The organism is Actinotalea alkalitolerans, from assembly GCF_023369855.1.
GTDB lineage: Bacteria > Actinomycetota > Actinomycetes > Actinomycetales > Cellulomonadaceae > Actinotalea.
Genome location: NZ_JAMBPP010000001.1, coordinates 47,952 through 61,393, shown reverse-complemented (window position 1 = coordinate 61,393; position 13,442 = coordinate 47,952). Strand labels below are relative to the sequence as shown.

General features: G+C 71.7%; 10 protein-coding genes. 6 read left to right on the top strand and 4 right to left on the bottom strand.

The window, feature by feature from the left end:
* The first annotated feature begins 147 nt into the window (after positions 1-147).
* Positions 148-1,005, top strand: a complete 858-nt coding sequence (locus M1R94_RS00265; RefSeq protein WP_249379660.1) for an alpha/beta fold hydrolase — start codon at positions 148-150, stop codon at positions 1,003-1,005.
* Here M1R94_RS00265 and M1R94_RS00260 read toward each other — a convergent pair.
* Positions 955-2,379: a glycoside hydrolase family 5 protein gene (locus M1R94_RS00260; RefSeq protein ID WP_249379659.1), complete on the bottom strand. Its 1,425-nt coding sequence runs from the start codon at positions 2,377-2,379 to the stop codon at positions 955-957. The two genes, M1R94_RS00265 and M1R94_RS00260, sit on opposite strands and share 51 nt — an antisense overlap.
* Positions 2,380-2,561: 182 nt before the next feature.
* On the opposite strand from M1R94_RS00260, the gene M1R94_RS00255 reads away from it, so the two are divergent.
* The 5 genes from M1R94_RS00255 (at position 2,562) to M1R94_RS00235 (ending at position 10,149) form a co-directional block, all read left to right on the top strand.
* The gene (locus M1R94_RS00255; protein ID WP_249379658.1) at positions 2,562-3,593 is read left to right on the top strand and encodes a LacI family DNA-binding transcriptional regulator; all 1,032 of its coding nucleotides are present in this window, start codon (positions 2,562-2,564) and stop codon (positions 3,591-3,593) included.
* A 216-nt stretch (positions 3,594-3,809) separates the two neighbouring features.
* Positions 3,810-5,159 carry an ABC transporter substrate-binding protein gene (locus M1R94_RS00250; RefSeq protein ID WP_249379657.1) on the top strand — a complete coding sequence of 450 codons (1,350 nt, stop codon included), beginning with the start codon at positions 3,810-3,812 and terminating at the stop codon, positions 5,157-5,159.
* A gap of 78 nt (positions 5,160-5,237) precedes the next feature.
* Complete coding sequence (locus tag M1R94_RS00245; protein ID WP_249379656.1) at positions 5,238-7,469, top strand: hypothetical protein; 2,232 nt, start codon at positions 5,238-5,240, stop codon at positions 7,467-7,469.
* Complete coding sequence (locus tag M1R94_RS00240) at positions 7,466-8,815, top strand: ABC transporter substrate-binding protein (protein WP_249379655.1); 1,350 nt, start codon at positions 7,466-7,468, stop codon at positions 8,813-8,815. The genes M1R94_RS00245 and M1R94_RS00240 overlap by 4 nt, the downstream gene beginning before the upstream one ends.
* The gene (locus M1R94_RS00235) at positions 8,815-10,149 is read left to right on the top strand and encodes a Gfo/Idh/MocA family oxidoreductase (RefSeq protein ID WP_249379654.1); all 1,335 of its coding nucleotides are present in this window, start codon (positions 8,815-8,817) and stop codon (positions 10,147-10,149) included. Before M1R94_RS00240 ends, M1R94_RS00235 begins: the two co-directional genes overlap by 1 nt.
* 68 nt (positions 10,150-10,217) lie before the next feature.
* Here the strand turns inward: M1R94_RS00235 and M1R94_RS00230 are convergent, their stop codons facing one another.
* The 3 genes from M1R94_RS00230 to M1R94_RS00220 are packed head-to-tail and all read right to left on the bottom strand — an operon-like array spanning position 10,218 to position 13,397.
* Positions 10,218-11,168, bottom strand: a complete 951-nt coding sequence (locus M1R94_RS00230) for a carbohydrate ABC transporter permease (protein WP_249379653.1) — start codon at positions 11,166-11,168, stop codon at positions 10,218-10,220.
* The gene (locus M1R94_RS00225; protein ID WP_249379652.1) at positions 11,158-12,090 is read right to left on the bottom strand and encodes a carbohydrate ABC transporter permease; all 933 of its coding nucleotides are present in this window, start codon (positions 12,088-12,090) and stop codon (positions 11,158-11,160) included. Before M1R94_RS00225 ends, M1R94_RS00230 begins: the two co-directional genes overlap by 11 nt.
* Positions 12,090-13,397: an ABC transporter substrate-binding protein gene (locus M1R94_RS00220; protein WP_249379651.1), complete on the bottom strand. Its 1,308-nt coding sequence runs from the start codon at positions 13,395-13,397 to the stop codon at positions 12,090-12,092. Before M1R94_RS00220 ends, M1R94_RS00225 begins: the two co-directional genes overlap by 1 nt.
* Between the last annotated feature and the right edge of the window lie 45 nt (positions 13,398-13,442).

The window sequence follows — 13,442 nt, the reverse complement described above, 5'->3', positions numbered from 1 at the left end:
AGCCGCGGGTGGTCGCCCGACGGGTCCCGTCGTCGCGCGGGGCTTCTCGCTCACTGACATCGACACCGCAGGGCGGTCACGCCACCCGCGGCGGACGCCTACGCTCGGCGGAGGACGGCATGATCGGACGGCGGCGAAGGAGCGGACGTGCGCGGGTCGGGACGGGTCGGGACGGTGGCGTGGCAGTCGTGGGGATCTCCGGAGGCCACGGCCATGCCGGTGCTGCTGCTGCACGGGGTGACGGATTCCTCGGGGTGCTGGGCGGGCCCGGCCGAGCAGCTCGCGCGGGGCAGCCATGTGGTCGCGCAGGACGCCCGCGGGCACGGTGACTCGCCCCTGCTGCAGGAGCCGTTCACCATCGCGGCCCTGGCCGCCGACGCCGCCCGCGTGCTGCGCGAGGTGATCGGCCGACCGGCCCTCGTGGTCGGGCACTCGATGGGTGGTGTCACGGCGCAGGAGCTCGCGCTGACCGAGCCCGACCTGGTGGCGGGCCTCGTGCTCGAGGACCCCGCCTGGGTCACCGTCCGTGAGGTCGACACCTCGGGGGTGCCGCTGTGGATGAGGCAGACGCTGGCCTCCTACCGGGACGTCACCGCGGAGGAGCTCGAGGAGCGGTCGCGGGTCGAGCACCCGACCTGGGCGCCCGAGGTGCACGTGGCGTGGGCGGAGGCCAAGGTCGTCGTCGACCAGGGGCTGGCCGACGTGCCTCACGCCTGGGACGGCCGCGACTGGGTCGAGGCGATGGCAGGTCTGGCGATGCCGGTGACCCTGCTGACCGGTGACCCGGCCCAGGGGGCGATCGTCCGTCCCGCTCAGGTCTCCCGGGTGGTCGAGCTGCTCGGGGCCTTCCCGGACGGGAACCTGGTGCACGTTCCGGTTCCCCACGTCGGGCACTGCATCCGCTACGAGGCGCCGCTGCGGTTCCTCGACGCTGTCGAGGACGCCTTGGTGCGCTCAGCCCGGCTGCACCTCGGGGTGGACGCCCGCGCCGTCGGCGAGGTGTGACCGCAGCAGGTCGGTGAGGCCGGTGCGCTCGACGCAGCGGTCCAGGGCGAAGGACCCGGCGAGCTCGGCCACGTCGTCCGCGCCCACGCCCTCGAAGCAGCGGGCGTACTCGTCGACCATGGGCTCGGCGAGCAGGATGTGCCGCACCAGCAGGTTGATCCACGGCTTGGGTCCCCAGGGGAAGGGGTCGAAGTCGGGGAACTCGGTGCGGAACAGCTCTTCGATCGGTTCCAGGACGTGCCGGGTGCCGGCCTCGCTGCCACCCCAGGAGTCGGTGCCCAGGCGCCGCTTCTTGGCCAGGGCCGGCTCGATCAGCCGAAGGTAGGGGCTGTCGGGTGCGGTGTGCACCAGCCCCTGGGTGCCGATGTCCTTGTAGGTCCACAGGCTCCAGCTCGCACCGTGCTCGCGGTAGATCTCGAGCTGGTCCTGGAGCAGGCGCAGGCAGCCGGCGTCGCGCTCGGGGTCGCCGGTGTACAGCGGGCCGAACTCGCCGACCCAGATCGGTGTCCCGGTGCGTCGCATGAACTCGGTGCGCCGCAGGAACGTCTGCTCGACGACGTCGCGGTCGAAGTGCTTGCCGCGCGTCTCGCCCGGGTACCGGCTGGGGGTGGCGATCCCGGGCAGGGCGTAGTCGTGCGCGGTGTAGACGGCCTGGTCGACCGGCTCGTCGAACATCGAGAAGTCGGTCGAGTACCGGTTGCCGTCCAGGAAGAGGATGTGGTGCGGGTCGACCGCGCGGATCGCCCTTTCCAGGCGGGTGTAGAACGGGCCGATGACCTCGCCGCTCGGGTCGGCGGGCTCGTTGAGCGGGTTGTACCCGGCCACCCAGGGGTTGTCCTTGTACCTGTCGGCCAGTGCCTCCCACAGGTGGACCACCCGGTCCTGGAAGTGCGGGTGGGTCCAGAGGTGCGCCCAGTGCGAGGGGTTGTCGGAGTGCCAGTTCTGGTTCTGGTGACCCGGGACCGCGTGCAGGTCCAGGATCGTGCGGATCCCGTGGGCGGCGCACGCGTCGACGACCTGGTCGAGCCGACGGAACCCCTCCTCCTTGAGCACGAAGGGGGCCGAGTCGTCCTCGAAGTGGTGGTAGCTGAAGGGGACGCGCACGCAGCTCATCCCCAGGGAGGCGAGGTGGGCGGCGTCGGCGCCGGTGAAGAAGTCGGTGAGGAAGCGGTCGAAGAAGACCTCGGCCGTCTCGGCCCCCAGGACCCGTCCGACGGCGCGGCGCATCTGGGACTCGGTGCCGGGGTAGCCGGTGATGAAGTTCTCCATCGTCATCCACCCGCCGAGCCCGACGCCGCGCAGCAGCACGGGGGTGCCCTCCGGGTCGACGATGCTGGTGCCCGAGACACGGAGCAGGTTGTGGGTGGTGGTCATCAGCGTCCTCCACGGTGAGGGTCGGCCGGTGCGAGCCGGACGGCGTGCGGGCCGCTCGGGGCCTCGACCGTCGGGTAACCGGTTACCGACGACCCTAGGTGGGTCGGCGAGGAGTGTCCACCGTGGTTCGCGCGTCAGTGGGATAGTGGCGGCACTGTCGGGTCCCGGGTGGAGGTGCAGCGGTGTCGTCGACCATGCGTGACGTCGCACGGCTCGCGGGTGTGTCGGTCAAGACCGTCTCGAACGTGGTCAACCACTTCCCGCACGTCAGCCCGACCACCCGCACCAAGGTGCTCACCGCGATCGACCAGCTCGGCTACCAGATGAACCACGCGGCCCGGAGCCTGAGCCTGGGGCGCACCGGCATGCTCGCGCTCGCGGTCCCCGAGCTGCGGCTGCCGTACTTCAGCGAGCTCTCGGACGAGGTGATCGCCGCCGCGCAGGACCGCGGCTACACGGTGCTGATCGAGCAGACCGGCGGCGTGCGCGAGCGCGAGCTCGAGGTGCTGGCCAGCGAGCGGCGCCGGATGACCGACGGGCTGATCTTCTCGCCGGTGGCCCTGCGTGCCGGCGACGCCCCGCTCCTGGAGGTGTCGTTCCCGATGGTGCTGCTGGGTGAGCGCTCGCTGCACAGCCGGGTGCCGCACGTCGCGATGGCCAACGTCGCAGGCGCGCGGGCGGCCACCGAGCACCTGCTGGCCACCGGTCGGCGACGAATCGCGCTGATCGGCTCCTTCGACGCCGAGGGGGTGGGGGCCGGCTCGCTGCGCACTCAGGGCTTCCTCGACGCGCTGGCCGCGGCCGGCCTGGAGCACGACCCGGCGCGGACGGGCTCCGGGGTCGAGTGGAACCGCGCCACCGGTGCGGCGGCGATGCGCCAGGTGCTCTCCCGGGGGGTCGAGATCGACGCCGTCCTGGCCCTCAACGACGTGCTCGCGCTCGGGGCCATGCGCGAGCTCTTCGAGCACGGGCTGTCGGTCCCCCAGGACGTCGCCGTGGTGGGGTTCGACGACATCGAGGAGTCGCGCTTCTCCAGGCCGAGCCTGACCACCGTCGAGCCCGGTCGCCCGCAGATCGCCCGCACCGCCGTGGAGATGCTGGTCGAGCGGCTCACCGCGGGGGAGTCTGCGGCGCAGGGTCCGGGCCAGGAGGTCGTCGCGGAGTTCCGGCTCGAGGTCCGCGAGTCGACCGCGCTGCCGACGCCGGCCCGCTGACCAGCCAGGACACCCGAAACATTGACCCGGTGCCCCGCGTGTGTTCCACTTACACCGGTGTAAAGAGGCGCCCACCCGGGTGCCGGATCGAGACGGCGGGCACGGACGCAGTGCTCCTGAATCGATTCATACCCACGGACCAGGTGTCGACCGATACCGCTCTCGACAGCCGCAACGACGCGGCGCGGAAGGACTGCGATGCGATCCACACGAGACATGACCGCTCCGTCACGCGGACGGAGGGCCGGCCGGCTCGCCACCGCCGGGCTGCTCGGGGCCGCCCTGCTGGCCACCGCAGCCTGCGGCGGTGACACCGACGACTCCGGGGCCACCCCCGAGCCCGGGGCCGACGCCGCCGACGGCGACCAGGTGACCATCCGCTTCAGCTGGTGGGGCAACGAGGTCCGTGACGAGATCACCAACCAGGCGGTCGACGCGTTCATGGCCGCCAACCCCGACGTCGTGGTCGAGACCGAGGCGGTGGACTTCAACTCCTACTTCGACCGGCTGGCGACCTCGGTCGCGGCAGGCGACGAGCCCGACGTCATCACCATGGGCGGGGCGTACCCGCGCGAGTACGGCGACCGTGGGGTGCTGCTCGACCTCGAGACCGTCTCGGACCACCTCGACCTGACCGCGCTCGACGAGGGTGCCCTGGCCAACGGGTACTTCAGCGACACCCAGTACGGCGTGCCGACCGGCGTCAACACCTTCGGTCTCATCGTCAACCCGGCCATCTTCGAGGCGGCCGGCGTCGAGCTGCCCGACGACGAGTCGTGGAGCTGGGAGGACTTCGTCCAGATCGCGACCGAGATCTCGGCCAACACCCCCGAGGGCACCTACGGCTCGGCGGACCTCACCACCGGCGCCGACATGCTCGACCTCTACGTCAACCAGCACACCGGCACGGGGCTGTACTCGCCCGAGGGAGGCATCGCCGTCGAGCCGCCCATCGTGCAGCAGTGGTGGGAGATGACCTCCGGGCTGATGGAGAGCGGCGCGACACCGTCGGCCACCATCACGGCCGAGCTCGCCGGCCAGCCGGCCCCCGAGCAGTCGCTCATCGGGCAGGGCCTGGCCGCGATGATGCCGGGCTGGTCCAACCTGCTCGCGGCCTACAGCACCGCGGCCGGTACCGACATGGTGATGATGCTGCCGCCGGGTGAGACCACCGAGGAGGGGCCGGGCATGTGGCTCCAGGCCTCGCAGCTCTACACGATCAGCGCCAACAGCGACCACCCCGAGCAGGCGGCCCGGCTGGTCGACTTCCTGGTCTCCTCGACCGAGGCGGCCGACTTCATCGGCGCCGACCGGGGCATCCCGGCGAACTCCGCGGTGCGTGAGCACCTGATCGACCAGGGCCTCGAGCCGGTCCGCGAGACGGAGTTCGCCTTCATCGAGCGGGTCAGCGGGCACATCGACGGCGACTTCGTGATCGGCCCGACAGGCTCGACCGAGACGCCGATCATCCTGACCCGCCTCAACGACGGCGTGCTCTTCGGTCAGCTCACCCCTGAGCAGGCCGCCGAGCAGCTGGTCAGCGAGATGAACGCCGCGATCTCCTGAACCCCCGGGGCGCTGCGGCCACGACGGCGCAGCGCCCCGGCCAGGAGCCGGACCGAGCGCAGCAGAAGGGGGACGACCGTGCTGGACCGCAGAGCCGTCGTCGGGCGGCACGCCGTGCGAGTCACCGGTATCGACCCCGCCTCACCGCTCCAGGTCGGCAACGGGGAGCTCTGCCTGGCCGTGGACCCCACGGGTCTGCAGACCTTCCCCGACCAGTACCCGGTGACGGACCCAGGGGGTGGTGCCCCGGGGACGTTGCTCGGAACGCAGTCGCAGTGGGGCTGGCACAGCACCCCACGGCCCGACGGCGCGGACCTCGCGGCGACGCGACGGCCCTACCGCTCGGCCCGGGGTGAGGTGCTCTACGTCGACGCACCGCCGTTGTCCGGCTCGGACGACACGGCGCTCGACGTGTCCCACCGCTGGCTGCGTGCGAACCCTCACCGCCTGGACCTCGTGCGGATCGCGCTCGTCGTGCGCGACGCGCCCCCGGGCAGGAGGGACGCCGACGACGAGGGCGGCGGTGCGCAGCCCGGAAGTGGGCCGGGCGCGTACCGCCCGCCCTCGCCGTCGGAGCTGGGCGAGTCCACCCAGGTCCTGGACCTGTGGACCGGTGTCGTGGTGAGCGACCTGGTGCTCGCCGGGAGGCGGCTGCGGGTCACCACCGCGTGCCACCCCGACCGTGACGTCCTGGCGGTCCGGGTCGAACGGCTCGACCTCGCCCCCGACGACGAGCGGACCTCCGACCTCGCGGTCCGGCTGACGTTCCCCTACGGCTCGGAGTCGTGGAGCAACGCCGCGGACTGGTCCCGCCCGGACCGGCACCGCACCGACCTGACGCCGACGCAGGACGGCGCCCTGGTGCACCGGCACTTCGACGGTGCCGTCGAGCCGACCTGGACCGCCCGGCTGGTGGCCTCCCCGGGCGCCCGCCTCGAGCGCTCTGGTGCGCACGAGCTGCTGATGGTCCCCGCCGGACCCGTCCTGGACCTGGCCGTCGGCCTGGGCCCGGGCGCGCAGCCGCCCGCTGCGACCGGCGTCGACGTGGTCGTGCAGGCCTCGAGCGCGCACTGGCCCACCTTCTGGGGGCGAGGTGCCGCCATCGACCTCGCGGGCAGCACCGACCCGAGGGCCCCCGAGCTCGAACGCCGCGTGGTGCTCTCCCAGTACCTCACCGCGATCCAGTGCGCCGGGTCCACGCCTCCCCAGGAGACCGGCCTGCTCTGCAACAGCTGGCGCGGTCGCTTCCACCTCGAGATGCACTGGTGGCACGCGGCGCACTTCGCCCTGTGGGGGCGCCCCGACCTGCTCGAGCGCAGCATGGCGTGGTACCTCGAGGCGCTGCCCGCCGCCCGCCGGACCGCGCGGACCCAGGGGTACGACGGCGCCCGGTGGCCCAAGCAGGTCGGCCCCGACGCCCGCGAGAGCCCCAGCGACATCGGGCCGTTCCTGCTGTGGCAGCAGCCCCACGTGATCCACCTCGCCGAGCTGCTGCGCCGCGCGGGGTCGCCCGGAGCCGTCGAGCGCTACGCCGAGGTCGTGGACGCCACGGCCCGGTTCATGGCCGACGTCGCCCAGCCCCGGCAGGACGGCTACGGCCTGGGCCCGCCCCTCGTGCCCGCGCAGGAGTCCTACGCCTCGATCCGTGACCGCGCGACCGACCCGCCGTTCGAGCTCGCCGCCTGGTCGTGGGCCCTGGAGGTCGCCCAGCAGTGGCGCGTGCGTGCCGGGACGGCGCGGGAGCCGCAGTGGGACGCCGTCGGCCACGCGATGGTGAAGCCCCTGGTCCGTGACGGCCGCTACGAGGCCATCGGCGTCGAGCCGTTCACGATCCGCACCGACCACCCGTCGATGGTCTACGGGCTCGGCGTCATCCCGCCCACCGAGGTGATGGACCCCGAGGTGGTCCGAGCGACCCTGCACGGGGTCCTCGAGGACTGGGACTGGGAGAGCACCTGGGGCTGGGACTACCCCGCGCTGGCGATGACCGCGACGCGCCTCGGCGAGCCCGCGACCGCCGTCGACGTCCTGCTCCTCGAGGTGACCAAGAACCAGTACCTGCCCAACGGCCACAACCGCCAGACCGACCACCTGCCGGTGTACCTGCCCGGCAACGGCGGCCTGCTCGCCGCGGTGGCGCTGATGGCAGGTGGCTGGAAGGGCGGACCCGTCACACCGGGGTTCGGCGAGGGGTGGCGGGTCCGGCACGAGGGGTTCGTCCCGGCACCCGCTCGCGTCCACGGGACCACGACCAGCACGAGGACCGGCACGACCACGAGCACGACGCATGAGGCGAAGGAGCCACGATGACCGTTCGACACCACCGCACCACCGCGCGCAGGCGGCTGCCACTGACGATCACCGCGCTGGCCTGCGCCACGGCCCTGGTGGCCTGCGGCAGCGGGGACGCCGGCACGGACGCGGCCGGGACCGCGGGTCCGGCCGAGGGCAGCGGGGCCGACGGCGAGCAGGTGCAGATCCGGTTCTCCTGGTGGGGCAACGACAACCGGCACGAGACCACCCAGCAGGTGATCGACCTCTTCGAGGCCGAGTACCCGCACATCGACGTCGTACCCGACTACACCGACTGGGGCGGGTACTGGGACAAGCTCGCCACCACCGTCGCGGCGGGTGACGCCCCCGACGTCATCACGCAGGAGGAGCGCTACCTCCGTGAGTACGGCGTCCGCGGTGCGCTGGTCGACCTGAACGAGCACGCCGGCACCATCGACCTCGACCAGATCGACCCGAGCGTCGCTCAGGCCGGGGAGTTCGAGGGGGCGCTCTACGGGATCCCCACCGGGATCCTCTCGGCCGCGATCGTCGCGGACCCGCAGGTCTTCGCCGACGCGGGTGTCGAGATGCCGGACGACACGACGTGGTCGTGGGAGGACTACGTCGAGATCGCCAACGCGGTCACCGCCGGGACCGACGACGGCGTGTTCGGGGCCCAGGACTACGGCTTCACCGAGGTCGGCTTCGCGATCTACGCCCGGCAGCAGGGCGAGGAGCTGTACGCCGAGGACGGCAGCCTCGGCTTCCGGCCCGAGACCCTCGAGGCCTGGTGGCAGATGGCGGTCGACATGCGTGAGGCGGGCGGCAACCCGCCCGCTGCGGAGACCGTCGAGATGAACGCCGACACCACGCAGTCCCTCATGGCCACCGGGCGAGGTGGGATGGGTCTGTGGTGGACCAGCCAGCTCGGGCCTACCGAGGACGCCTCGGGCAACGAGCTCGAGCTCCTGCGCCTCCCGGGCGAGAGCGTAGGAGAGCGGACCGGCATGTACTTCAAGCCGTCGATGTACTACTCGATCGCCTCGACCAGCGCCCATCCCGAGGAGGCCGCGCTGCTCGTCGACTTCCTGCTCAACGACGTCGAGGCCGGTCGGCTGATCCTCTCCGACCGGGGGCTGCCCGCCAACACCGACGTCCGCGCAGCGCTCGAGGGTGACTTCACCGACGCGGACCGCCGATCGGCGGCCTTCCTCGAGGACGTCGCCCCCGAGATCCTCGACAGCCTCAACACCCCCCCGATCGGTGCGGGTGAGGTCGCCGGCATCATGGCGCGGATGAACGAGCAGGTGCTCTTCGACCAGGTGACGCCGGCACAGGCCGCCGAGCAGTTCATCGCCGAGGTCGGGGCGGTGATCGGCTGATGGCGCGCCGCTACGGCGTGGTCGGGACCGGAGCTCGCTCGCAGATGTACATCGAGGCCTTGGTCGGCGACCACGCGGCGGACGGCGAGCTCGTCGCCTGGTGCGAGCCCAACCCGACCCGCGCCGACTACGCCGACTCCCTGGTGACCGCCGGGCGCCCCGAGGGGCCCGTGCCCACGCGCTACGGGCCTGACGACCTCGAGCGCATGATCGCCGAGCAGTCCCTCGACGTGGTGCTGGTCACCAGCCCCGACTGGACCCACGCCGACCTCACCACCCGGGCCATGCGTGCTGGCGCGGACGTCGTGGTCGAGAAGCCGCTGACCACCGACCTGGCCGGGTGCCGGGCGATCGTCGAGACCATCGAGCAGACCGGCCGCTCGTTGGTGCTGACGTTCAACTACCGCTACTCGCCGCGCAACAGCGCCCTGAAGGAGGTCATCGCCTCGGGGGAGATCGGTGAGGTGACCTCGGTGCACTTCGAGTGGGTGCTGGACACCATGCACGGCGCCGACTACTTCCGCCGCTGGCACCGGGAGAAGGACCGGTCGGCCGGGCTCGCGGTGCACAAGGCCTCGCACCACTTCGACCTGGTCAACTGGTGGCTCGACGACGTCCCCTCCTGGGTCTACGCGAGCGGGGCGCTGCGCTTCTACGGAGACCAGAACGCCCGCGCCCGGGGGCTGGGCCCGCGTCCGGAGCGAGGCACCGTCGACCCGCCGAGCGACGACCCGTTCGCCCTGGACCTCCGACAGGACCCCAAGCTCAAGGCCCTGTACTGGGACGCCGAGCACCACGACGGCTACCTGCGCGACCGTGACGTCTTCGCCCCGGGCATCACCATCGAGGACAACCTGTCCCTGATGGTCGGGTACGAGGGTGGCCCGGTGATGACCTACTCGCTCAACGCGCACAGCCCCTGGGAGGGCTACCGGGTGAGCGTCAACGGCACCCTGGGCCGGGCCGAGCTCGACGTGGTCGAGCGCGCCGCGGTGCTGCGCGGGGCCGACGGTCGCCTCGTCCTGGACGCGAGCTCGGTCGAGGACGGCCTCGGTGACGACGCCGACGTGCGCCGACGCGGTGAGCGGCTGACCGTGCAGAAGCACTGGGAGACCGCGAAGGTCGTCCCGATCGTGACCACCGCGGGCGGGCACGGCGGCGGGGACCGGCTGCTGCTCGACGACGTCTTCCGCGGGACGGCCGCCGACCCGCTCGGCCGGCAGGCCGGGTACCGCGACGGGCTGCGCTCGGTGGTCGTGGGGATCGCCGCGAACACCTCGATGGTCACCGGCGAGCGGGTGCTCATGGCCGACCTCGGGCTGCCGCTGCGCTGAGCCGCGCCGATCCGAACCTGCGCCGACCCGAACCCTGCGCTGAGCCCCTCGCCCCCCTGGTGAGGGGCTCAGCCCTTGAGCCCCGAGTGGGCCAGACCCTGGACGAACTGCCGCTGGGCCAGCAGGAACACCACCAGCACCGGCAGCACGGTGAGCGTCGTGGCCGCGAGCTGGACGTTCCACATCGGTCCGCCGTAGGCGTCGACGTACTGGGTCAGGGCCTGGGGGAGCGTGAAGTTCTCCCGGCTCGACAGGTACACGATCGGCTCGAGGTACAGGTTCCACGACTTGAGGAACGTGAAGATCGCCACGGCCGCGACGGCGGGGCTCGCCAGGGGGAAGGCGATGCGCCAGAAGATGCCCCACCGGCCCAGGCCGTCCATCCGACCGGCCTCCTCGAGCTCACGGGGCAGGCCGAGGAAGAACTGCCGCATGATGAAGGTCGCCAGCACGCTGGGTGCCCCGAAGATCGGGATCACGACCAGCGGCCAGTGCGTGTCGATCAGTCCCAGCGAGTTCACCATCCGGAACAGCGGGACGATCGTCACCTCGGAGGGCACGAGCAGCCCGACGAGCACGAGCACGAACAGGGCGTTGGCCCCGGGGAAGCGGATCCGGGCGAAGGCGTAGCCGGCCATCGACGCCACGAGGATCGTCCCGAGGGTCACCGCCACCGCGATGTACAGGCTGTTCCAGTACTGCTGCGCAAAGGGCTGCAGACGGAAGACGTCCGCGTAGGCGGCCCACGAGACGTCCTGCGGGACGACCGTCGGCGGGATCCGCAGGATCTCGCTCATCGGCTTGAGGCTCGAGCTCACCATCCACCACGTCGGGAAGACGAACGGCACCGAGAGCACGATCAGCAGCGCCACGAGCAGGCCACGCGTCAGGCGGCGGCGACGTCGGGCGCTGCCCGGGCCCGGCAAGCCGGCGGAGGGGGTGGGGGCGTCCCCGTCACCCGGGAGTGCGTCGCCCGCGGTGGGCGCCACGACGGGGGCGGGATGCACGTCAGACCTCATCGAAGACCCACCTCTTCCGCGTCTGCCACTGGATCAGCGTCAGGACCAGCACGATGACGAACAGGAGCACCGACACGGCGCTGGCGTACCCGAACTCGTTGAACCGGAACGCCTGCTGGTACAGGTAGTAGACGAGCACCGTGGTCGAGTTGCCCGGCCCGCCGCCGGTCAGGACGGCGATCTGGGCGAAGACCTCGAGGGAGCCCACGATCGTCAGGATCGAGACCAGCAGGATGGTCGGGCTGATCAGCGGCAGCGTGATCGAACGGAACCGCCGCCACGCCCCGGCGCCGTCGATGCGCGCAGCCTCCTGGATCTCCTCGGGCACGCTCTGCAGGGCCGCGAGGAACAGGATCATGTTCAGGCCAACGTTCTTGAACACCTGGACGACGATCACCGCGAGCATCGCGGTCCCCTCGCCGCGCAGCCAGTTGGGGCCCTGGATCCCGAGGGTCGCCAGGAAGCCGTTGATCCCGCCGTCGTCCTGGAGCAGGAAGCTCCACACGATCGTCCAGGCGACCAGTGACGCGACAACCGGGGAGAAGAAGAAGGTGCGGAACGTCGTCGTGCCGGGGAGCTTCTGGTTGAGCAGCACCGCGAGCAGCAGCGCGAGCGACACGTTCAGCAGGACCAGGCCGATCGAGAAGTACAGGCTCGCCATGAGCGAGTCGCGAAGTCCCGGGTCGGCCAGCATGCGGTCGTAGTTGTCGACCCCGGCGAAGACGAAGGTGTTCGCCAGGACGTTCCACTCGTGCAACGAGTACCAGGCGACGGTGACCAGCGGGACGAGCACGAACGCCACCGCACCCAGGACCTGCGGCGCGATCATCGTGTACCCGACCAGCCAGTCGCGGCGGGTGGCCGCCCCCGGGCGGCGCGTGGTGCGCTGCCCCGGGGCGGCCGTCGCGAGCGGGGTCGACATCAGTCCGCGAGGATCGGGTCGATCGACGCGCAGACCTCGGCCAGCACGGACTCGACGTCAGCGCCCGCCGACCACAGGTCGTCGAGGCCGATCCGGACCGTCTCCTGCAGCCGGGCGAAGCGCGGGTGAGCCGGCTTGGTCACGGCGTCCTGGATGCCCTCGACCACCACGGCCTGCAGCTGCTCCTCGCTGAGCAACGGGTTCGCCGCACCGAGGACCTCGGCGGTCAGCAGGGACTCCCGCGGCGGCGGGAAGTACGTCGCGAGCTGCTCGGCGTTCTCGGGGTTGGTGAACCAGGCCAGGAAGTCCGCGGCCACCTCGGGATTGGCTCCCTGAGCGAAGACGCCGATCCCGGCCTGGCCGATGACGTTCTGGCGGCCCTCCGGTCCGGCGGGCAGCGGGAGGAGGTCCCAGGCGAAGCTGTCGTCCAGCGCGGAGGCCCGGGAGATCTGCGTGATGGTCATGGCGGCGTCCCCGGCGAAGAAGTCGGCCGTCGTGCCCGGACCCGGCAGGGCGCCGTCGACGAAGGTCGCCTCGTGGATCCAGCTCATCGCCGCGACCATCTCGGGGTCGGTGAAGGTGCACTGCGTGCCGTCCTCGCTCCACGGTGCGGCGTCCCAGCCCTCCCAGACGGTCGAGAGGTTCTCCCACACCTGGTACTCGAAGTCACGCACGACCAGCCCCTGCTTGCCGGACTCCGCGGCCGCCGCCGTGGCGATCTCGCGTGCGGCGTCGTAGGTCCAGCTCTCGGAGGCGACCAGCTCGGCGGGTGAGGGCTGCCCGGCCGCCTCGATCTGGTCGGTGTTGACGAACATCGCGAACGGGCTGTTGGAGAACGGGTAGGCGAACAGGCCGCCGTCCTGCTCCCACAGGGACAGGGAGCTCTCGACCAGGTCGTCGTAGTCGTACCCCTCGGCGGCCTGCAGGGTGGGCGCGACGTCCACGAGGGCGCCGCTCTGCACGAACTCGGGGGCGTAGCTCTCCAGGATCCAGGCCAGGTCGGGTGGGTTGCCTCCTGCCAGGCGGGTGGTCAGGGAGGTCGTGTAGTCCTCGAAGGGGATGGCCTCGAAGGACACGTCCGCGACGAGGTCGGGGTGGGCGGTGACGTACGCGTCGGCGATCTGCTGGAACATGGCCAGCTGGTCCTCGTTCGCGGTCCAGACCGTCATGGTGAGCGAGACCGGCTCGGCCGGGGCCTCGGGCTCGCCCGCGACCTGCTGGTCGGCGGACCCGCAGGCCGTCAGGCCGACCGCGGTGGCGGCGACGAGCCCAGCGGCAAGGCCGCGGCGTCGGGTGAGGGGGATCATCAGTGCTCCTTCGGACTGTGATGTGGTCGTGCGGATCGACCGGTG

What these genes read in the sequence shown, in the direction of transcription:
- M1R94_RS00260 (WP_249379659.1), bottom strand. Translation starts at nt 2,379, where the DNA reads ATGACCACCACCCACAACCTGCTCCGTGTCTCGGGCACCAGCATCGTC.
- M1R94_RS00250 (WP_249379657.1), top strand. Translation starts at nt 3,810, where the DNA reads ATGACCGCTCCGTCACGCGGACGGAGGGCCGGCCGGCTCGCCACCGCC.
- M1R94_RS00240 (WP_249379655.1), top strand. Translation starts at nt 7,466, where the DNA reads ATGACCGTTCGACACCACCGCACCACCGCGCGCAGGCGGCTGCCACTG.
- M1R94_RS00235 (WP_249379654.1), top strand. Translation starts at nt 8,815, where the DNA reads ATGGCGCGCCGCTACGGCGTGGTCGGGACCGGAGCTCGCTCGCAGATG.
- M1R94_RS00230 (WP_249379653.1), bottom strand. Translation starts at nt 11,168, where the DNA reads ATGAGGTCTGACGTGCATCCCGCCCCCGTCGTGGCGCCCACCGCGGGC.
- M1R94_RS00225 (WP_249379652.1), bottom strand. Translation starts at nt 12,090, where the DNA reads ATGTCGACCCCGCTCGCGACGGCCGCCCCGGGGCAGCGCACCACGCGC.
- M1R94_RS00220 (WP_249379651.1), bottom strand. Translation starts at nt 13,397, where the DNA reads ATGATCCCCCTCACCCGACGCCGCGGCCTTGCCGCTGGGCTCGTCGCC.